This window comes from Candidatus Poriferisodalis sp., from assembly GCF_965203655.1.
Taxonomy (GTDB): Bacteria; Actinomycetota; Acidimicrobiia; order Acidimicrobiales; family Poriferisodalaceae; genus Poriferisodalis.
In genome coordinates this window covers 124,290-145,565 of record NZ_CBDBDD010000009.1, presented here as the reverse complement: position 1 = coordinate 145,565, position 21,276 = coordinate 124,290, and the positions used below count along the sequence as shown (strand labels likewise).

Annotated in this window: 14 protein-coding genes and 1 pseudogene; all 15 read right to left on the bottom strand. The window is 68.5% G+C overall.

What is annotated here, in order from left to right:
* Positions 1–7: 7 nt before the first annotated feature.
* A complete protein-coding gene (locus tag ACOGW9_RS11990; RefSeq protein ID WP_419911521.1) occupies positions 8–877 on the bottom strand; it encodes a DM13 domain-containing protein in 870 nt (289 codons plus the stop codon).
* A gap of 76 nt (positions 878–953) precedes the next feature.
* Positions 954–1,478 (bottom strand): disulfide bond formation protein B, encoded by a 525-nt coding sequence (locus tag ACOGW9_RS11985; protein WP_419911519.1) that lies wholly within the window; start codon positions 1,476–1,478, stop codon positions 954–956.
* Between the two features lie 48 nt (positions 1,479–1,526).
* Positions 1,527–3,134 (bottom strand): MFS transporter, encoded by a 1,608-nt coding sequence (locus ACOGW9_RS11980; protein ID WP_419911517.1) that lies wholly within the window; start codon positions 3,132–3,134, stop codon positions 1,527–1,529.
* Positions 3,135–3,196: 62 nt separating this feature from the next.
* Positions 3,197–4,024 carry an enoyl-CoA hydratase-related protein gene (locus ACOGW9_RS11975; protein ID WP_419911515.1) on the bottom strand — a complete coding sequence of 276 codons (828 nt, stop codon included), beginning with the start codon at positions 4,022–4,024 and terminating at the stop codon, positions 3,197–3,199.
* A 58-nt stretch (positions 4,025–4,082) separates the two neighbouring features.
* Positions 4,083–5,516, bottom strand: coding sequence for a S1C family serine protease (locus ACOGW9_RS11970; RefSeq protein WP_419911513.1), 1,434 nt, complete (start codon positions 5,514–5,516; stop codon positions 4,083–4,085).
* Positions 5,516–6,535: a phosphotransferase family protein gene (locus tag ACOGW9_RS11965; RefSeq protein WP_419911511.1), complete on the bottom strand. Its 1,020-nt coding sequence runs from the start codon at positions 6,533–6,535 to the stop codon at positions 5,516–5,518. Before ACOGW9_RS11965 ends, ACOGW9_RS11970 begins: the two co-directional genes overlap by 1 nt.
* Entirely contained in the window at positions 6,532–7,350 is an 819-nt protein-coding gene (locus ACOGW9_RS11960; RefSeq protein WP_419913069.1) for a 3-hydroxybutyryl-CoA dehydrogenase, read from the bottom strand. The genes ACOGW9_RS11965 and ACOGW9_RS11960 overlap by 4 nt, the downstream gene beginning before the upstream one ends.
* A 58-nt stretch (positions 7,351–7,408) precedes the next feature.
* Positions 7,409–7,810 carry a cobalamin B12-binding domain-containing protein gene (locus tag ACOGW9_RS11955; protein WP_419911509.1) on the bottom strand — a complete coding sequence of 134 codons (402 nt, stop codon included), beginning with the start codon at positions 7,808–7,810 and terminating at the stop codon, positions 7,409–7,411.
* A 13-nt stretch (positions 7,811–7,823) separates the two neighbouring features.
* A complete protein-coding gene (locus tag ACOGW9_RS11950; protein ID WP_419911507.1) occupies positions 7,824–11,510 on the bottom strand; it encodes an adenylate/guanylate cyclase domain-containing protein in 3,687 nt (1,228 codons plus the stop codon).
* A gap of 42 nt (positions 11,511–11,552) precedes the next feature.
* Positions 11,553–14,093 carry an ABC transporter permease gene (locus tag ACOGW9_RS11945; RefSeq protein ID WP_419911505.1) on the bottom strand — a complete coding sequence of 847 codons (2,541 nt, stop codon included), beginning with the start codon at positions 14,091–14,093 and terminating at the stop codon, positions 11,553–11,555.
* A gap of 33 nt (positions 14,094–14,126) precedes the next feature.
* Positions 14,127–16,724, bottom strand: coding sequence for an ABC transporter permease (locus ACOGW9_RS11940; protein ID WP_419911503.1), 2,598 nt, complete (start codon positions 16,722–16,724; stop codon positions 14,127–14,129).
* Between the two features lie 3 nt (positions 16,725–16,727).
* Positions 16,728–17,474 carry an ABC transporter ATP-binding protein gene (locus ACOGW9_RS11935; RefSeq protein WP_419911501.1) on the bottom strand — a complete coding sequence of 249 codons (747 nt, stop codon included), beginning with the start codon at positions 17,472–17,474 and terminating at the stop codon, positions 16,728–16,730.
* 179 nt (positions 17,475–17,653) lie between these two features.
* On the bottom strand, positions 17,654–17,812 hold the full coding sequence (locus tag ACOGW9_RS11930; RefSeq protein ID WP_419911499.1) for a hypothetical protein: 159 nt from the start codon (positions 17,810–17,812) through the stop codon (positions 17,654–17,656).
* A gap of 35 nt (positions 17,813–17,847) precedes the next feature.
* A complete protein-coding gene (locus ACOGW9_RS11925) occupies positions 17,848–18,198 on the bottom strand; it encodes a type II toxin-antitoxin system RelE/ParE family toxin (protein WP_419911497.1) in 351 nt (116 codons plus the stop codon).
* 50 nt (positions 18,199–18,248) lie between these two features.
* Positions 18,249–21,178, bottom strand: a pseudogene (locus tag ACOGW9_RS11920) (hypothetical protein); the annotation flags it as partial.
* Positions 21,179–21,276: the final 98 nt, after the last annotated feature.

Sequence of the window (21,276 nt, the reverse complement as noted above, 5' to 3'; positions counted from 1 at the left end):
CGGCTGGCTAGTTCATCCGCGCCAGCTCGGCGGTGCCGAAGACCACGCGGAAGCGGACGCACCAGACCGACACGGTGTTGTAGCGCTCGAGATCGATGTCGTCGGGAATCACGAAGTTCTGCGCCCCGATGTTGCCCTTCAGGTCGCCCAGGTCGATGAAGTCGCCCACAAGATCATCGACCGATGCGTCGGGGCCCGCCGTGTGCAGATACACGTTGAGGTCCGGTCCGTTGTCGGTAGCGAAGTCGTCGTCGAACCGCAGGAATGTCTGCGTGCCATCGGTGAGCACCACCGCCGTGCCCTCGGCAGGGTGCGACCGGGGCCCGAAGCTCCCTACGTAGGCCACCCGCACGCCTTGATCTTCCGTCTCGGCGGTGGCTTCGTCAGCCGTTTCGTCCCCGCCAGATGCTTCGGGCTCGGCAGCCGTCTCGGTGTCACCAGATCCGGCAGTCTCGGTGGACTCGGCGGACTCGCTTGACTCACTGGACGCGTCAGACTCGGCGGACTCGCTGGTCCCAGCAGACCCTGCTGAACCGTCGGTCGCCGCCGAACTCGTGGACCCGTCCGACGCATCATGCTCGCCCACCGACATCGACTGGTCGGTGACCTCAGCATCGTCCGGCGCGCCGGTCGCGGCGGCAGCCGTCGTCGCGACGGGTCCGGTCTCGAGCGCGTCGCTGATCAGCTCGTCGATGTCAACTTCGACGGCGAACTCAGGGGCCTCCTCGTCGACCACCTCGTCCACGAAGATCAGGTGGAACGCAAAGACGAAGAACACCAGGTAGATGCCGACCCCGATCACCGCGGCAACGCCGAGGCCTGCCGCCCAGCGCCCGCCGGCGGACCGTGGAATCAGCTTGCCGAGCAGCCTTCTCATCGCTCTGTCGCATTCGTGTTCATGGTGCACACCGTAGGAGCACCGCGGACCGGCTCGTGGTCAGGCGCCTTGAACGTCAGGCGCGCCGACGCGACATGTTCAGCAGCACACCGACCAGCACGAACACGCTGCCTGCCATGTAGGGGATCGACACGAACCCGAACTCCCACGCGTACCGCACCGCGCACGGGCTCGTGATGCTGCACGTCGTGGCGCCCTCGAGATCCGGAAAGTGCTGCAGCAGGTAGTGCCACGTCGACATCGCGGCGCCGGCCAGGCACATCGGCAGCCCGTAGCGGTAGACGGCTCGGTCACGGAAGATCAGCCCGATCAGCAGCACCGCCGCCAGCGGGTACATGGCGATGCGCTGGAACCAGCACCAGCGGCAGGGCTCCAGATGCGCAATCTCGGACAGGTACAGCGAGCCCAGCGTGGCGGCCACGGCCAGCAGTGCGGCAACTCCCACCAGCGTCCGGGCGCCGACCGTGCCACGCCCAGCTGAATCACGGCCGCGGCGACGCACGGCCGCCAGACTCAACGTCGCGACATTGCACGCCAGCGCAGCCACCGCGAACAGCCGAAGCATTTGATCCAACGACACCGTCGCTCAGCGTGCCAGACAAACTCGCCCGCCATCAACGCCGAGTGCTCAGCGGCTAGCGGAGCGGCCCGCCCGACGCATCGGAATCCACAGCGACATGAACCCCACGCAGGCGGCAATCAAGAAGAACACGAGCGCCCGCTGGTAGTAGATCAGCGAAGCCGCACCGGAGTCTTCAGTGAGCACCGCAAAAAGCGCCGCTATGCCGATCGCTGCGGATGCGTAGCGCAAGGTGTTGAACAGCCCGCTGACTTCCCCGAAGTACTTCTCGGGCACCGCCTTGAGCGCCACGCTGTTGAGCAGCGGCACGCACATGCCCCAGCCCAAGCCGAACAGGGCGATGCTGGGCGCCATGACGAACCAGTAATTCGGCGATGTCCCCAGCGTCATCACCATCCAACCGACGGAGGCGATCTGCATTGCCGAGCCGGTCCGGCAGAAGCCGACCGCATTCCAGCGTTCGCCCAAGCGGCTGAACGTGATGGTGGAGAAGCCCGCAGCGATCGGCCCGAGTGTCAGCGCCAACCCGACCTTTGCCACCCCGTAGCCCCATACATTGAGCAGGAACAACGGCCACAGCAGCCACAGCGACTGCGACGACAGGCCGACGAGGAAGTTGGCCAGCTGCGTCACCCACACGTTGCGCCGACGGAACAGGTGCAGGTTCAGCAACGGTTCAGGATGGCGTAATGAATTGAAGACGAAAACCGCGAGCGCCACCACACCGACGCCCCCGAGTGCCAGTGCGACAGGTGAGAGCAATCCCCAGTCTTTGCCCTGCATGAGCGGCGTCACGATGGCCAGCAGTGCCACCGTGCCGGCGGTCGCTCCCACGATGTCGAGCCGCTGGTGTCTCGGCGGTGTCGGCTGTTCTCGCAGTACGCGCCAGCCCACGACGAAGAGCAGCGCAGCAATCGGGGCGCTCACGAAATACAGCACGCGCCAACCTGCTGCGGCCAGCATCAGCGTGGACACCTGCGGCGCAATAGCTGCGGCCAGCGGCCCTGATGCCGACCAGAGTCCCACCGCGGTTGTTCGTCTCGACTCGGGGAACAACGGCAGTACCAGACTCAGCGACGCCGGAAGGATCGCTGCACCGCTGATTGCCTGCAGCACTCGGGCCATGTTCAACGTCCACACCGTGGGCGCTATGGCGGAGAACACCGCAGACAGCGCAAACAGCGCCAGCCCGATCTGGAAGATGCGCTTGCGACCGATCCTGTCGGCGAGGCGTCCGGCCAGCGGCAGGAACGCAGCCGTGCCGATCATGAATCCGGCGATGCCCCAGCCCACGTCGGAGGCCGTTGCGCCGGCGAAGCTGTCGCGGATCGAGTCCAGCGCCAAGTTGGAGGCAGTGCTGTTGAAGCCGACCAGCACCGTGCCCAGCGAAGCGACCGTCAGCGCCCGCCAAGCTCGCCCCGACACCGCTTCGCGTGCTTGCGGAGGCGCCGGAGGAACCTGCCGCTCTGCAGCGGGGACGGGACGAGCCGCCGTGGCCGACCGAACTGCAGCGGCCGGACGGGGTGCCGCGCCCAGGCCGTTTTGCTGACCGACCGTGACATCGCGACGCTCGATGACCGGGGTGCCTGACCCAACCCGTGCGACCTGCGGCACGCGCGCCAGATCAACCTGACCTGGTTCGACCTCGTTCCGCATCCGGACCAGCGTACGGCTCAGCTAGCGCCGCCAATCACAGAAATCGAATGGCTGTTAGAGGATCAACGACCGTGGAACACCGGCTCGCGCTTCTCCACGAACGCTTGGGCCGCTTCCTTGTGGTCGTCGGTCTGGCCGGTGTGGATGTGGTGCGCCGCCTCCATGTCGAGGCACTCGCCCATGTCGCCATGCACCGCCCGGTTCAGGTTCTCCTTCATGTACCGGTACGCCACGGTCGGGCCGCTAGCCAGCCGCCGGGCGATGGCACCCACCTCGTCCATCAGGCGCTCCGCGGGGAACACCCCGTTCACCAGACCCAGCGACACCGCCTGATCCATGTCGACCCGGTCGGACAGGAAGTACAGCTCACGCGCCTTGGCCGAGCCGATCAGCCGCGACATGAACCACGTGCCGCCGTAGTCGCCGCTGAACCCCACCCGGGCAAACGCCGTGGTCATGATCGCGTTGGGCGCCGCATACCGCAGGTCGCACGCCAGCGCCAGCGACAGGCCCGCCCCCGCAGCCGCACCCGGCAGCGCCGCAATGGTGGGCTTGGGTATCTCGTACAGCTTCCCCGAGGTATCGCGCTGGTTGCGGCGCTGGTTGTGCACCCGGGCGTCGTACTGCAGCGGGCTGCCGCCGCCCTCGCCGCCAGCGGCCGCCATGCCCTTCACGTCGCCGCCGGCACAGAACGCACCGCCGGCGCCGGTCAGCACCAGCGCCCCCACATCGGAGGCCGTCTCGGCGTCGGCGAGCGCCGCGACCAAGCCGTCCAGCATCGGCCCGGACATGGCATTGCGCCGATCAGGACGGTTCAGCGTGATCGTCATCACGCCGTCTGTGATCTCGACAGCGATGTCGTCGGTCCCGGTATCGAAGATTCGGCTCATCGTGCTCTCCTTGCGTTCAGCCCCCGCAGTATCGCGAACCGCTGTGACACGCGCCCGACTACTCGTCGCCGGTCGGAAACGAACCGAGCGTCACCTCGATGACTCGCTGAGACCCATCAGGTCCGATCAGCGTCACTTCGGCCGGGTCGCCGGGCACGAGCGCCAACACCTCGGTCACCAGGTCAAGACTCGTTTCTATGCGCGCGCCGTTGAAGGCAACGATCACATCGCCCACCACGATGCCGGCCTTGTCCGCCGCCTCGCCCTCGACGACCACCACAACGACTGCGCCCGAGGTCACACCCGGCGGCAACTGAATCTCCGGCACATCTGCGGTGTCCTGGCCGGGCTCGACCGTCTCGGGTCCCGCATCGCCCAGATCCTCAAGGCCAGGAGGACCTTGAGACGCCTGCCACTCGATCAGCGTGTCCACCGACACGAGGCTCACGCCGAAGAACGCCCGCGCCTGCACGATGCCCTCGAGCAGCTGATCGATCACAGGACGGACATGGTCGATCGAGACGGCATAGCCGATGCCCTCGACGAATCCGCCCGCAATGGCGGTGTTGATGCCGATGACCTCGCCGGCCGCATTCACCAGCGGCCCTCCCGAGTTGCCTGGGTTGATGGCCGCGTCGGTCTGGATCAGCCGCACCAGGCGCTTGCCGTCGTCGAGCTCGATGAAGCGGTTGAGACCCGACACGATCCCCGCTGTGACCGTCGGCTCGCCGACGATGCCGATGGCGTTGCCGATGGCAATCACCTCGTCGCCGACTTCGACACCGGCACTCGAGCCCAGCCGAACCGTCGGAAGATTGACCACCTCTACTTGCAGCACAGCCAGATCGCGCGTCGAGTCGACCCCGATGGCCTCGGCCCGTGTGCGCTCGCCGCCGAAGAACCGCACCTCGATGCTGTCGGCGTTCTCGACGACATGGGCATTGGTGACGATCAGGCCGTCGGAGGTGACGATGAAGCCTGATCCTCCCGAGTCATCGCCGTCGGGCGTGATGACCTCGACGATCACTACCGCTTCCTGCACGGCTTCGAGCACGGCCTTCACGTTGATGTGCGCGAGACGGTCGCCCAACGGCTCGCCCACGCCAGGGGACGCACCCTCCAGCAGCTGCTCGAAGTAGGAATCACCGACCTCGACGCTCAGCGCCTCGCGAACAACAGGCGCAGCGCTGTCCTCGGTTGCCGTCACAGCCGCGTCCTGTCCAACCAACTCCTCAGCATCCTGTGATGCCGGCGCAGATGTCGTTGCCACCTGCGTCTGGGTATTGCCGTCGCCACCGCTGAGCACGATGGCCAGGATCAACCCAGCCGTCAGCGCGCCGATGAGCGCTCCCGCCGCTCCCGCTATCCCAACCAGCAGGCACCCGGGCCCAGTTCTGGCCGGCGCTGCTGACTCGGCGGGGGGATCATCCGACTCAGGCGACGCCGCTGCAGGCTCTGGCGGAGGGTCGAAGGGAAGATCCGTCTCGGACATCAGCGAACGGCGAGCCGTTCGGCAGCACTCGCCGACAGGAAGTCCACGTTCTCACGGAACAGATCGGTGTCGGCTTCCTCGGAGTCCGCCATCGCCCCGCGCAGGTACCGGTTGAGCACGCCCTCCGATATAGCAGCCAGACGCCAGTACGAGAACGCGCGGTAGTAGTCGACCTGCGACAGGTCGCGTCCCGACGCATCGGCGTACCAATCCAGCATCTGGCTGCGCGACGCGTACCCGCCCGCCTGCGTCGGCGCCGACGATCCCGCCGACAGCTCATCGGGCGACACCCAATTGTTCATCAGATAGCCCACGTCGGCCATCGGGTCGCCCAACGTGCACAGCTCCCAGTCGAGCACCGCGACGATGTTCCCACTGCGGGACAACATGTTCCCCAGCCGGTAATCCCCATGGACGATGGCCGCGCCGACCTGGGCGGGCTTGCGGGCCTCCAGCTCGGCGGCGATCTCATCCATGATCGGCAGCTCACGAGTCTTCGACTGCTCCCACTGGCGCTTCCAGCGGCGCAGCTGCCGCCCCAGGTAGTCCTCGCGCCGCCCCAGATCGCCCAGCCCCACATCGTCGGGCTCGATCCCATGCAGCTCGGCCAGCACTTCGGCCACCCGCCGGCTCAGCGGCACCCGCTCGGCATCGGGCACCAGCGCCGACTCGTCCGCCGAGTGCAGCACCGCGCCCTCCTCATAGCTCATGACATAGAACGGCGCCTCGTTCACGGTCTCGTCCGCGCACAGCGCGATCGCCCGCGGCACCGGCACGCCCGTCTGGCCGACGCCCGAGATGATCTTGTGCTCACGGCCCATGTCGTGCGCGGTCGCCAGCACATGACTCAACGGCGGCCGCCGCAGCACCACCGAGGAACCGTCAGCGCAGTGCACCCGGTAGGTCAGATTCGAGTGCCCGCCCGCGATCAGCTCAAAGCGCAGCGGCTGCGCGGCCTGCGGCACATGGGCGGCGAACCACGCGCTGACCGCAGGGGCATCGATGCCCGCCGGAGTCATCCGTAGGTGTAGAAGCCCCGACCGGTCTTGCGACCCAGCAGGCCTGCGTCGCACATGCGGCTGAGCATCGGCGGCGGCGCGTAGAGCTGCTCTCGGAACTCTTCGTAGAGCGATTCCGCCACCGCCATCGTGGTGTCAAGCCCGATCAGGTCGCACAGCGCCAGCGGACCCATCGGGTGGTTGCAGCCCAGCACCATGCCGGCGTCGATGTCCTCGGTCGATGCGAAGCCCGACTCGAGCATCCGCACGGCGGACAGGATGTAGGGGATCAGCAGGGCGTTGACCACGAAACCGGCCCGGTCCTGGCTGTCCACGACCCGCTTGCCGAGCCGCTCGCCCGCGAAGGTCCGGCACTTCTCGGCGGTCGCCTCCGCGGTCAGCAGCGACGAGATGACCTCGACAAGGCCCATGACCGGCACAGGATTGAAGAAGTGCATGCCGATGACTTGAGCCGGTCTGTCGGTGGCCATCGCCAGCTTCATGATGGGGATGGCCGACGTGTTGGAGGCCATCACTGCGTCAGGATCGTCGAGCACCTTGGACAGCCGTGCGAACACGTCCAGCTTGGCCGGCTCGGACTCGACGACCGCCTCGATCACGAAGTCACGATCGGCCAGCTCGTCCAGATCCACCCCGAACGACATCGAGCCCAGGGCGGCCTCCCGCCCGGCGTCGTCGAGCTTGCCGGCATTGACGGCGCGGTTGAGGCTCTTCTCGATGCGGGCCATGCCTGCGGCGAGGGCGTCCTCGTCGACCTCGACGATCTTGACGTCGCATCCGCTGCGGGCAGCCACTTCGGCGATGCCGGACCCCATCAGGCCGCAGCCGACCACCCCTACCCGTTCTATTGAGCCCTGAGTCACGGGGGGCAATCTACCCGTCGAGGCCGGATCGTTCGATGGCGCCGCTCACCGCTGCCACCACCTCGTCCGCTGTGGCGCCCGGTGTCAGCACTGCCGCCACGCCCGCTTCGCGCATCGCCTCGAGATCGCCGTCGGGCACGATGCCGCCCAGGATGACCGGGATGGTTTCGGCGCCGGCCTCGCGCAGGCGCTGGGTCACCAGCGGCATCAGCGCCTCATGGGCCCCCGACAGCATCGAGATGCCGATGGCGTCGACGTCCTCGTCGACGGCGGCCGCCACCACGCTCTCGGGTGTCTGGAACAGACCCGTGTAGATGACCTCGAAGCCGGCATCACGCAGCATGCGAGCCACGACCTTGACCCCGCGGTCATGCCCGTCGAGGCCCAGCTTGGCAATCAGTACACGAGGCACCCCGGGAGAATATCTACTGATCGGCGAGTCCCGGGAAGGGAATGGCCTCAGGCAGCGGACCGCTGATGACGGGGGCGACGGCCTCCAAGCCGGCGGCAAGCCGGAATGCCGTCTCCCAGCCGCTCGGGCGTGCGCCGAGCTGAGCGATCGCCACCTCCGCCTCCGACCGCAGTGCGCCGGCGTCGGGCGTCTCGAAGGCCTCATGGCCGATGGCGCGGGCGAGACGCACGACGGTCTGGCTGAGCCGGCTGTCGGTGGCGTCGTTGAGCACCATCACCTGCTCGAACGCCGCTTCCATCGCAGGCAGGTCCGCGTCGCGGGCGTGTGCGAGCGCCCGTGCCACCAGCGCGTTGCGCACGTCCACGTAGGTGCCGGTGCCGCTCGCCATCGCGAAGCGGGACTGCTCGAGCGCGTCCACTGTGCGCCCGGCGGTGACATAGGCAATGGCGAGACATGAGTGCAGATAGGTGGAAGGCAGGTCTGCGGTGGGCACGGCCTCGAGCGCGTCGATCGCGTCGTGCGCGTGGCCGAGCTGTGCCAATGCGAGCCCCAGCGAGACGTCAAGATCACGTTGGCCGATCACCGCGGTCTCGCCGGGGCTGAATCCGGACTCGTGCTGCCGGTGACCCTCGGACTGCTCCCAGCCGGCCCGTGCGAGATCCTCTTTCACCATCTCGGGATGCCCCATCTGCACCGCAGCGCCGGCGCGCACCGCCCGGGCGAATCCTTCCAGCGGGCGGCCCGGCATGTCGCTGGCCCGCTGCAGGCATTCGGCCAGCATCGCCCGGCTGCGCTGCAGCTCGCCGACCGCTGCGTACGCCCGCCCGAGCAGACCCAGCGCCTGCACCTCGCCGAAGTCGCTGTGCACGTCCCGGAAGACCTGCTCTGAGGCTCTCGCCCGCTCGACGGCTTCCGCGGCACGGCCCGCCCACAGGCTGAGCGACCCGAGCAGCAGATCCATCATCGCCTCGGTGAACCGCTCGCCGCGCTCGTGAGCGATGCCGTGCACCGAGCGGGCCAGCTCCTCGGCTTCGTCCCGATCGCCCGAGTGGAAGCGCAGGAAGGCGAGAAGACCTTCCGCGGTCGCCAGCCCGACCATGTCGCCGAGGTCGCTGAAACGCTCGATGGCGGTGGTGAGGCGCTCGCCGGACTCGGCGATCAGGCCCTGCTCGAAGGACAGCCAGGCGAGATTCTGCAAGCACCACGCCACCCCGCTCTCGTCGCCGAGATGCGCGAACGTGCCGTTGGCCTCGTTGATGTACCGGTCTGCGCGGGCGTACTCGCCGGCTCGCAGCGCGGCGAGGCCCCGCAGCCGCAGCGACTCGGCCGCCTCGCGCACCTCGCCCTGGGTGCGGAACTGGTCGAGCGCGTCGGCGAGCAGCTTGTCGGCAGCGGCGTGCTCGTCATCGGCCAGCGCAACCTCGCCCAGCACCCGCAAGCCGTGCGCTGACGCCAGCCGGTTGCCGTTGAGCGTCGCGAGCGCCCGGGCCAGCTCGGCGTCGGCGTGGGCGCCGTGCAGCTCGCCCAGCCGCAGGCGGGCTGATGCGCGGCCCAGCGACATGTCGATGAGCCGCGGGTCGGCGTCGCCGAGCATCTCGATGGCGCGACGGTAGAACTGCGCCGCGGCGTAGTGGCTGTCGCGGGCGGCTGCCCACTGGCCGGCCCGGCCCAGCCATTCGATCGCCACCTCGGTCATGCCGCCCTCGAAGACGTCGCCATCAGCCGTACCGGGCTTGCCGGCTGCGGCCGGTCCGGCATCGGCGCCCAGCTCCACCGCCGAGGCGAAGTGATCTGCAATGACGCCGACCGAGTCGCTGGCGGGATCATCCCGGTGCTGCGACAGCCACAACGCGACGTCGAGATGCCGTTCGGCCCGATCGGCCTTGGTCAGCATGCTGTAGGCCACATCGCGCACGACGTCGCTGCGGAACGTCCATCCGTCGGCCTCGCTGGTGAAGATGTCCTTGTCGACCAGCCGCTGGAACACCGCAAGATCCCCTTCGCTGCCGTCGACCGGATTCGTCGCCGACACCAGCTCGAGCAGCTCGCTGATCGAGCCGCCGCCCCCGAGCACCGACGCTGCGTCCACCAGCCGGCGTTCGGGCGTGCTCAAGGTGTCGAGACGGGCGGCCACCAGCCCACGCAGCGTGTCGGGCAGCTCCGCCAGCGATCGTTCCTCATGATCGGGCCGAGCTCCGGGCCCCACCACGCCCGACTCGCGCAGCAGCACGCACATCTCCTCCAGGAAGAACGGGTTGCCGCCGCTGCGCTCGTAGAGCTGATCGGCCAGGTAGGAAGGCACGTTGCCGCCGAGCAGCTCGGTGGCCAGCTCCGCAGTGGCCTCGCGGCTCAGCGGGTCGAGGTTGAGCACCACGGTGCTGTGGCGGCCCGGCGGCACCGTCCAGCGCTGCTCGTCCATGTTCCACCGAGCCGTCGTGATGACGACGAAGGGCTGGTTGGCGAGCGACGCCAGCAGCTGCTCGAGCACGCTGAGCAGCCGTTCTTCGGCCCAATGCACGTCGCTGAGCAGCAGCACGACAGGCTGGCGGCGCGTCAGCGCGCCCAGGAATCGGCGCAGGGAACGGAAGGTGGCCTCGGCACGCCACTCGACCTCTGCAGGATCGCCGCTGCCGACGCGCCCGAGCACGGCGAGCACGACATCGGTGATCTCGTCGATCTCCTCGTAGGTGATCGCGCTCGCCGAGTTGTTCCCGTTGGCGGACTGCAGCACCTCGGCGACCAGCGACGAGATGCGCCGGGTAGCCACCACAGTCGAGTCGCCGGCGCTCACCTCTGCAGTCGATGCGATGGCATCGCCCAGACAGCGCAGCGGATTGGTCTCGTCATAGGGCAGCGCCATGCTCTCGAGCACCACCGCGTCATGGCGTTCGACCGCGCCGGCTGCGGCCTCGCGAGCCAGACGTGTCTTGCCCATGCCGGCCTCGCCCACGATCTGGCACAGTTGGGCACGCCGGCGGGCGACGGCAGTGTCGATCGCAGAGTCCAGCAGCGCGCTCTCCAGACCTCGACCCACCATCTGCGACATCGACGCGCTGCGATGCCGACCCGGCGGCGCCAGTTCGCCGCTGGCCTGATACACGGGCACCGGCTCGTCCCGTCCTCGCAGGCCGATCTCGCCCCGGGGGGTGTAATTCACAATGCCGGACGTTGCCGTCTGGGTTGTCGGGCCCACCAGCACCTCGCCCGCTTCGGCCAGCGTCTCGAGGCGGCTCGCGATGTTCACGGTGTCGCCCATGGCCGTGTAGTCGCCGCCGGCCCGCAGCGCCCCCACCAGCACCTCGCCGGTGTTGATGCCCACGCGGATCTGCAAGTCGAGGCCACGCTCGGCGTTGAAGGCCTCCAGCGAGCGCTGCATGCGGAACGCGGCCCGCAGCGCCCGCTCAGGATCGTCTTCATGCGCCGTGGGCGCGCCGAACAGCGCCAGGATCGCGTCGCCGATGATCTTGTCGACCGTGCCCCCGAAAGCGGTCACGTCGGCCACGAGCCGCTGGAAGCACTGGTCGATGAGATGCTTGATCTCTTCGGGGTCAGCGGCCTCGCTCATCGAGGTGAACCCGACGAGATCGGCGAACAGCACCGTGACGACGCGCCGTTCCTCGGTGGAGACGAGCAGGTTGCCGCAGGTCGGACAGAAGCGTGCGCCCTGCGGGACCTCAGTGGCGCACGCAGGACACTTCATCGCGGCATTCTAGAAACGGTGCCTCAATGAGGCTGAAATCGGCTATTCGTGGGCGATCGCGTCCAGGATGTTCATGCGCCCGGCGCGACGGGCCGGCAGCAGCGCAGCCAGCAGACCTGCCAGGCCCGCAACGGCGATGTAGATGACTAGCGTTGCATAGGGCACGTCGACGGTCGTGATGAACGAGTCGGGCGTGGCCAGCGAACCGGCCACGCCCAGCACCGTGCCGACCACCACGCCCATCACCCCGCCGAACGTGGCGACGATCGCTGCCTCCCACCGCACGGCCCGACGCAGCTGGCGCCGGGTCATGCCCACGGCTCGCAGCAAGCCGATCTCACGGGTGCGCTCGAACACCGACAGCGCCAGCGTGTTGGCGATGCCGATCAGCGCGATCACGAACGACAGGCCCAGCAGCACCGTGATCACGGCAAAGATCGAGTCGACCAGGCTCTGGTTGGCCTCGCGGAACTCGGCCCGGTTCTCGCCGATGACTCCGGGGTAGCGGCCGGTCACCTCGGCGAGAGCGATCTGGCTGCCTTCAGCGAGGCCAGCCTGAGCTACTGCTGTGCCGAAGCGATAGTCGCGGCGGCCGAAGTGCTGCTCCCACAAGGCGTTGTCGATGAGCCAGTTGCCGTAGATGGCCGCGTCGGCGAAGATCGCTGACACGGTCAACGTGACGGTCTGGTTGTCGGGGAACGTCGCCTCCAATGTGTCCCCGACGGCGACGCCGAGGTCTCCGGCGGGGTCGACGTGCAGCGCGATGCCGGTGAGCGGATCACCGCCGGCGATCGACCCCGAGATCACGTCGCCGTCCATGTGGCGCTCCACCGTGTCGAAGTCGGCTGTGACGACATCACGGCTGTCACCGCCCACGACCATCCCGCCGAACGCCACCCGGTAGCCGACGACGCTCTCGATCTCGTCGCGATCTTCCAGATCGCCGAGCAACTGCGCCGGGAAGCCCGTCGAAGGATCGAACGGCGAAGCTTCGCTGCGCACGAAGTAATCGGCCCGCACGGCGTCGCTGAGCACATCGGCGATCGTGCTGCTCACCGAGGCGCCGACGACCGACGTCGTTGCCATCAGCGTCACGCCGATCATCAGCGCCCCTGCGGTGGACGCCGTGCGCCGAGGGTTGCGGGCCGCGTTCTCGCGGGCGAGCTTGCCCGGCATCCCGAACACAGCCTCGATGGGCCGTCCCAGCACGCGCACAACCGGCCGCGCGATTGCCGGACTGGCAACGTTGAGGCCCACGAAGGTGACCAGCGCACCGATGCCCGTCAGCGCGAGCACCGCGGCGGTGCTGCCGACGCCGGCCATGCCCAGCGCCAGACACACCACGCCCGCGGCGGTGACAGCTCCGCCCACGGCAACCCGTCGGCGCCACCCGCTGCGTTCGATGCGGTGGTCCTGAGACAAGGCGGCAATCGGCGTGATGCGGCGCGCCCGCAGGGCGGGCACGATCGAGGCGGTCATCGTCACGCCGAGCCCGATCACCACGGCCAGCACGACCGTGCGCGGCCGCAGCACCAGCGGCCCCGACGGCAGGCCGAAGCCGCTCGCACGGATGGCCGCCCGCATGATGAGACTGACCGCCATGCCGACGGCGATGCCGATCGCCGTGCTGAGCAATCCCACGATGGCCGACTCGACCACGATCGAGCGCGACACCTGCTTGGGCGTGACGCCGATGGCTCGCCACAGCCCGATCTCGCGCACGCGTTGAGTGACGACAATCTGGAACGTGTTGTTGATGATGAACGCCGACACGAACACCGCTATGAAGGCGAACACCAGCAGGATCGAGGTGAAGATGTTGAGGACGCTCTGGAACTGCTCGGTTTGCTCCTCGGCGGCGATCTCCTGGGTGATCACCTCGTAGTCCTGACCCACTGCTGCGCCGATAGCCGCGCGGGTCTCGGCCACATCTGCGTTGACCCGCACCCGTATCTCGACCAATCGGTCGCCGAAGCCCAGGAACTGCTGCGCCGTGCCGGTGTCGAACACCGACATCGTCTGGCCGAGGCTGGTGTTGGTGTCGGGCGCCCCGAAGTTGAAGATGCCGACCAGCTCGAAGGGCTGCGAGCGAACCGGCCCGTTGATGTCGTAGGTCTCGCCGACCTCGAGGCTGTTGTTCGTTGCGGTCGTCGCGTCCACGACGAATTCCTGGCCCTGGGGCGCTCGGCCCTCGATGACGAAGAAGACCCGCGACGAGAAGTTCATCCCCAGCGCGGGCGGGCCCTGCGGCCTGATCGCATTGCCGTCGTCGTCCACGATGACCACGTTGCGCGCCTGCACGGTGCCCGAGGCCTCGACCACGCCGTCTATCGCCGCCACTTCGTCGAGCAGCGAATCCGGCATGGTCGGGCGGTCGGCCTCGTTGCCGATCTCCTGCGCGGCCCGCACGGTCAGGTCGGTCTCGCCGGCGATGTCCTGCGCCAGGTCGCCGAAGGTGGAGCGCAGGCTGTCGGTGAGCGCGAACGTCCCCACCACGAACGTCACGCCGGTCACCACCGACAACGTCGTGAGCGCGAAGCGGATCTTCTTGTCGAGCAGGTTCCGCAGGGCGAGCTTCAGCACTGCTTCACCCGCCCCGCACCTGTCCGACCAGCGCTACTCGTCTGCGATGGCGTCGAGCACGTTCATCCGGCTCGCCCGGAATGCCGGGAACAGCGCAGCGATCAGTCCGAATCCGACAGAGATGACCAGGAAGACGAACAGCTGCAGGTAAGGCACGGCGATGGTGTCGATGATGTCCTCGGGGATCGCCGCCGAGGTGGCCACGCCGAACGCTGCACCCAGCACCACGCCCACCACGGCGCCGTACAGCGAGACAGCGGCGGCCTCCCAGCGGATCATGCGCCGCATCTGGCGGCGGGTCATGCCGACTGCCCGCAGCAGCCCGATCTCGCGGATGCGCTCGAACACCGACAGCGTCAGCGTGCTCACAATGCCGATCAGCGCGATCAGCAGGGCGAAGCCCAGGAACACGTTCACCAGGATGAGCACCGTGTTCAGGCCCGACTCGATGCTGTCCTGGAACTCCTGGCGGTCTTCGAGCACTGCCTGCGGGTAGCCGGTCAGCACGTCGTCGATGGCGGCTCGGGCCGCCTCGGGGTCGTCGATGGCCGATTGCACCATCACGAGGTCGTCGAACGTGGTCGTCGCCACCCGGTCGTGCAGCGCGCTGTCGATGAACCAGTTGCTCCAGAAGCCGCTGCCGTCGAAGATGGCTGCGACGCTGACCGTGACACGGTCACCGCTCACGAACGTCACGTCGACCTGGTCGCCGATCGCGAGGCCCTCGTCGCCGGCGACATCGCTGTGTATCAGCAGCCCGGTCTGGGGGTCGAAGCCGTCCATGCCGCCCTCGATGACGTCGATGTTGATCACCGCGTCGAGGTCGCGGATGCTGGCAATGGTGAGCGTGGTCTCGATCAGCCTGGTTCCGATCGCTCCAGTCTCCGCCTGCAGCGCGCTGGCGTCGGCTTCGATCTGCGCGAGATCGAAGCTGAAGCCCACCGGTGTGCCGATGTCGGCGGCGCGAATGTCGCTGCTCAGCGTCTGCGGCAACCCGGCCTGCGTATCGACGGTCACGATGAAGTCGGCATTGAAGGCGCTGGCCAAACGCTCGCCGAAGGACACTTTGAGCGACTGGCCCACGATCGACACCATCGTCACCAGGGCCAGCCCGATCGTGAGCGCCACCGCAGTGGCCGACGTGCGCCGTGGGTTGCGGGCAGCGTTCGCACGGGCGAGCCGACCCGAAATCGGCATGATCCACGCCAGCGGCCGCGCCAGCAGCGACACCACCGATCTGGCCACCAGTGGGCTGAGCACCGACACCGCCACGAAGGTGATCGCTGCGCCCGCGCCGAGCGTGCTGAGCTGCGGCGTCGCGCCGTCGAAGTCACCGAACAGGCCGAGACCGGTGAGAACGAGACCGACGGCCAGCAGCACGCCGCCGGCGGCGCTTCGCTTCCAGCCGAGGCTGGCACGCTCTTCGCTGGTGGTGCCCTCCGCCAGGCCCGCCACCGGCGAGATGCGCGAGGCCTTGATCGCCGGCACCAGCGACGCCAGCACGGTGAAGCCCACACCCACCACGACCGCCCACACCACGGTGCGCGGCGTCAGCGGCAGTGAACTCTCGGGCAGAGACGCCCCGAACGCGCTGAACAGGGCCTTGATCCCAAGCGCGCCCAGCATGCCCAGGCCCAGCCCGGCCAGCGAGGCAACGATGCCGATAATCGCCGACTCGGTCAGCACCGACGTGCGCACCTGCCGGGGCGTGGCGCCCACGGCTCGCAGCAGCGAGAGCTCCCGCACCCGCTGGCCCAGCACGATGTTGAACGTGTTGGAGATGATGAACGTGCTGACGAACAGCACGATGAACGCGAAGACCAGCAGGATCGTCTGGAACGGCCCGATGATGGTCTCGGTGCCCTCGCTGAATTCGTCGGCGGATTCTTCCGCGGTGATCACTTCGACGCCGTCGGGCAGCACGGCCTCGATGCGAGCCTGCACCTCGGCAATGTCGGCTCCCGCCTCGGCCCGCACGCTGATCGCGGTGAACTCGCCGGGGTAGCCCAGCACCTCTTGGGCGGTCGCAGAGTCGAACAGCGAGAAGATGGCGCCGACGCCGGCGTCCTCGGGGAAGCCGAACTGCGCCGTGCCGGTCAAGACAAACTCGCGTGGGCCGGTGGGCGTGACGATCTGGTACGTGCCGCCCAGCTCGAAGTCGTAGTCGGCGAAGGAGTTGACGTCGAGCGCGAACTCCTCGATGCCAACGGGCCAGCGACCGTCGATCAGGTAGAACTGCGACAGCGATTCGTCCTCGAGCCAGTTGGACCCGGCGGCCGGCGGCCCGAAGGTGGTGACGGCTTCGCCCCTGCCGTCCACCGGGATCACGCCGTCGACGAAGAACCCGCCTGCTGCGATTTCCACGCCGTCGATGGCAGCGATGTCGTCGACTAGCTCGGCGGGCACCGGCGGCGCCACCGCATCGAAGACATCCCCGAACGGCAGCTCGCCGCGCACCGTGTAGTCGGTGCCGGTGTTGATGTCCTCAGCGAGCTGGTCGAAGCCCGAGCGCAGCGAATCGGCCGTCACGAACGACGCCACCACGAAGGCCACGCCGATGACGATGGTGCTCGCCGTCAGCGCAAAGCGGACCTTGTGCGCGAGCAGCGATTTGATGCCGAGTCGCAGCATGTATCAGGCGCCGAGTTGGTTCATGTGCGCGCGGATGCGCTCGGGTGTGGGGTCGACGAGCTCGTCGACGATCTTGCCGTCCACGAGGAACACGACCCGGTCGGCGTAGGACGCTGCGACTGCGTCGTGGGTCACCATCACGATGGTCTGACCCATCTCGTCCACGGCATTGCGCATGAAGCCCAGGATCTCGGCACCCGTGTTGAGGTCGACGTTGCCGGTGGGCTCGTCGGCGAAGATCACCTGCGGCTGTCCGGCCAGTGCCCGTGCCACCGCCACGCGCTGCTGCTGGCCGCCAGACAGCTCGCTGGGCCGGTGCTTGAGACGGTCAGCCAGGCCAGTGGCGCTGACCACCTCGTCGACCCAGGCGGAATCGCCTGCGCTGCCGGCCAGATCCATCGGCAGCATGATGTTCTCGATGGCGGTCAGCGTGGGGACCAGGTTGAACGCCTGGAACACGAACCCCACGTTGTCGCGGCGCAGCAGCGTGAGGTCTCGTTCGGACAGGGTGGACAGGTCGACCTCGCCGATCAGCACCTGCCCCTCGGTCACCCGGTCGAGTCCCGCCATGCAGTGCATGAGGGTGGACTTGCCCGAGCCCGACGGCCCCATGATGGCGGTGAACTGGCCTTGTTCGAACGTCACGTCGATGGCGTCGAGTGCGCGCACCGCAGTGTCGCCCGAGCCGTAGATCTTGGTGGCTGCTATGGCTTGCGCGGCTGCGTGAGTGGGCGGGGCTGAGACGGACACTGGACCTCCAGAAAGTCGCCGGCCGACGGGCAACTCTATGCACGCCAATCCCCCGCCCACGTTCAGGTTTTTCTCAGGTTCGCAGCGTGGGGCCTCGGTAGCCGGGGGTGAAGCCGTGCTCGATCAGGGTGTCGTGGATCGGATGCTCGGCAGCGGGACCGGCGTCGATACGGGCTAGTTCAGAGTCGCTGTTGGGCGTGCGGGGTGTGCTCGCGTTCCGCCAGCTCCGCTTCCGCGTCGTCCAGCATCGATTGAGCGCCTGGCCGCGCCGCGAACTCGTCGTGCAGTTCGGACAGCGGTCGCAAGCGGAGATTGCGGCGCCGACGGAACCAGCCCATGCGGCTGACGCTAGCAACATCGCCAAACACGCCAGTTATCCATTTCGTTGAAGGTCCGCCAGGTGAGCGCGATAGATGCGGTCTGCTCGTCGGATCGTTCTCCGGTACCACTTCCCGCCCTGCTGGCTTGCCGCTTTGTCGCCGCCACACAGCATCACAATGCGTTGTTGAGGATCGAGCGCGTAGAACGCGCGAACCGTGCGGGTGGGACGTAGTTCTTTCATGTTGCGGTAGCGGGAGCCTCGCACGGTGTCGGCGATCGGCCTGCCTAGGAGCGGCCCCTGCTCGATAAGTCGATGTTCAGCTCTGTGCAGCCGGGCGCGGACTTCATCGGTCAGGGATCTGACCCAGGCGCGGTACTCCGCTGTCGTCGCGATCTCCCACACGGTGGGAGTACACATCGGAGCACTTCCCGCAGCCAGCGATTTTCTGTTCAGGGGCGGAGGGTGGGGCCTCGGTAGCCGGCGGTGAAGCCTTGCTCGATCAGTGCGTCGTGGATCGGGTGCTCGGCCGCGGGGCCGGCGTCGATGCGGGCCAGCTCGACCTTGACGAGCCGGCCGTCGGCGAGTGCTTGGCGCAGGGCGCCGATCCAGCGCAGATCGTCTGCTGCGTGCTCGAAGGTGTGCAGGGTGCGCCCGCCGCGGTCCAGTGCGACGAGAGGCGTGCCGTCGGCCAGCACCACGTGAGCGCCGGCCGTGCGGCTGGGTCGGCCATCGCTGGGCGGCCAGCTCAGTGCGGCGCCGTAGGGCTGGGCCGGGTCGGCCGCGCCGAGCACCACGACTTCGCTTGAGCTCTCGCGGTAGTCGCGCAGGCGCTCGACTGCGGCGGCGGTGGCGAACTGTGCCGCGCCGAGACCCTCCACGAAATGGCCGCGCCGCACGCTGCCCCGTTCCTCAAGCGCGCGCAGGATGCCGTATGCCGCCGCGAAGCCTCCCTGATGGCCCTCGGCCAGCACCCCCGGGCGGGTGACGATGCCATGCCGCTCCAGCAGCGCCTGCGCGCCGCCGTGCGCACGCTCGGTAGGTGACGGCACCGGCTCGCGCAGCAGTGAGGTCAGCGACCAGCGGCCTGCCGCGCTCGGCGGACCGCCCGCTCGCAGGCGGCCGGGCCGTCGACGGGCTGGGCCCGAACGGGTCAACACGCCTGACCGGCCCCGGCGCGCACTATGTCGCGCGCCTGCGGCTCGACCTGCGCCGGAAGATCTGCTTCGGCCGCTGCGGCGAGGGCCGAGTGCCCGCAGCGGTGCCAGCGTGTCGTTGGTGACCAGCCCGGCCCACACCAAGTCCCACAACGCCGCCAGCACATGCTCGGACAGACTCGCCAGGTCTGCAGGCCGTGCCGAACCGGCTGTTGCTCGCGGCTCCCGCCGCCGATCAGATGTCTGGTCGGATGACTCAGGTGGCAGCTTCGAACTGGCATCCTCGCCGTCACCAACCGCTGTGGCGGCGTGGGCTGCGCTGAGCAGATCGGGCCAGAAGGCGGCGCCGTGTTCGCTCAGGTGGGCGAGCACTGCGGCGGCTACAGGGTTGTCGGGCTCGGCATCGGTTGGCGGCGCCAGGGTGGCGATCTCGTCGCGCCAGTAGAGACGGATGCGGCCGTCGTTGGGGCCGAGGGATCCCGCACCGATCCACACCAGCTCGCCGCTGGCCAGCAGCGCGTCCAAATCGGCACTGCTGTAGCGGGCGACGCGTGCGGGCAGTACATCGGTCTCGAGGATCGAGGCAGCGACGGGCGCACCGGCGAGCTGCGTGATGGCATCGGCGAGCGCATCGGCGCCCCGCCGTGGTCGGTCGATGCTGTGCCACGCCGACAGGAAGCGGGCATAGGCCTCGGGCGGCACCGGCTCTACCTCGCGCCGCAGCCGTGCCAGCGACCGCCGCCGCACGGTGCGCAGCACCGAGGTGTCGCACCATTCGGTGCTGGTGCCGTCGGGCCGGAAGGCGCCCCGGGTGACCCGCTTGGCCGTCTCCAAGCGGTTGAGCGCTGCCGTCACACGCACAACCGGGATGCCCAGCCGCTCAGCGACGGCGTCGGCCTCGAACGGCACATGCGTGGATGCGTAGCGGGCCACCAGTTCGTCGAGCGGGTCGGTTCCCGACGCCAGCACGTCGACGGTCAGCGCGGCGGGCAGACCCACGGGCAATGCGCACCCCAAGGCGTCCCGGTACCTCGCGGCATCCTCGACTGCCACGTAACGGGTCTCGCTTGCGACACGAAGCTCGACGGCACGACGCTCGGCCATTAGCTCAGCCAGCCAGCCATGGCCTGCCGCCGACTCGTCGCTGGACGGTGCGTCTGACGCTGCAGGCTCGCCGGCTTGGGCTGTCTCGTCTCCAGCTTGCTCCGCCGTTGACGAGACCGGCTGTTCGGTCACGCAGCGGTAGGAGATCTCGGCGACGGTGAGGTCGCCGACCCGGCTGAGGACGTCCGCGAGCTCGTCGGCGCTGCGGGCTCGGCGACCGTCGGCGAGGCGCTGCAGCTCCAGCTCCAGCGTGGCGAGCACCTCTGCGTCGAGCAGTTCCCTCAGTTCCTCGGCGCCGAGCAGATCGGCCAGCAGGTCTCGGTCGAGCGCCAGCGCCGCGGCTCGGCGTTCGGCCAGCGGTGTGTCGCCGCCGTACATGAACACCGAGATCCAGTCGAACAGCATGCTCTGCGCCATCGGCGAGGCACCGTCGGTGTCCACGGTGACCATGCGGATCTTGCGCGACCGGATGTCGGACAGCACCTCGGCCAGCGCCGGCACGTCGAACACCTCCTGCAGGCATTCCGCGACGTCTCGAGCAGCATCGGGAAGCTCGGGTACTTGGCCGCGACCTCCAGCAGCCCCGCCGAACGCTGGCGCTGCTGCCACAGCGGCACCCGCTCACCGGGCCGGCGGCGCGGCAGCAGCAGCGCCCGGCCAGCAACCTCCCGGAAGCGCGACGCGAACAGGGCCGTCGAGGGCAGATGACTCACGATGGCGTCGCGCACCTCGTCGGGATCGAGCGCCAGGTCCGTCGCATCCAGCACCGGTGCGCCGCCGGCGCCCGGCGAATCCCACGCCGACCCGTCAGAGGCTTGGTCGTCGGGCGACCAGACATCGGGCAGCCGCAGCACGATGCCGTCGTCGCTCCACAGCAGCTCGACGCCGCCCATGCCGTTGACATCCCCGCTGCCGCCTGCTTGCTCGGCGAGCTTGGCCTGCAGCGCGATGCCCCATGGCGCGTGCACCCGGGCACCGAACGGCGTGAGGATGCAGATGCGCCAGTCGCCGATCTCGTCACGGAAGCGCTCCACCACGATCGTGCGATCGTCGGGCACCGCACCGGTCGCCGCCCGCTGCGCGTCGAGGTAGCGCAGCACGTTGACCGCGGCCGAACGATCGAGGCAGTTCTCCCGCTGCAGCTGCTCGACGAGCCGAGCGGTCGGCTCCGCGGCTTTCGAAGCGCGACGGGGAGGCGCCACACCGCCGCCTGTCTCCGTTG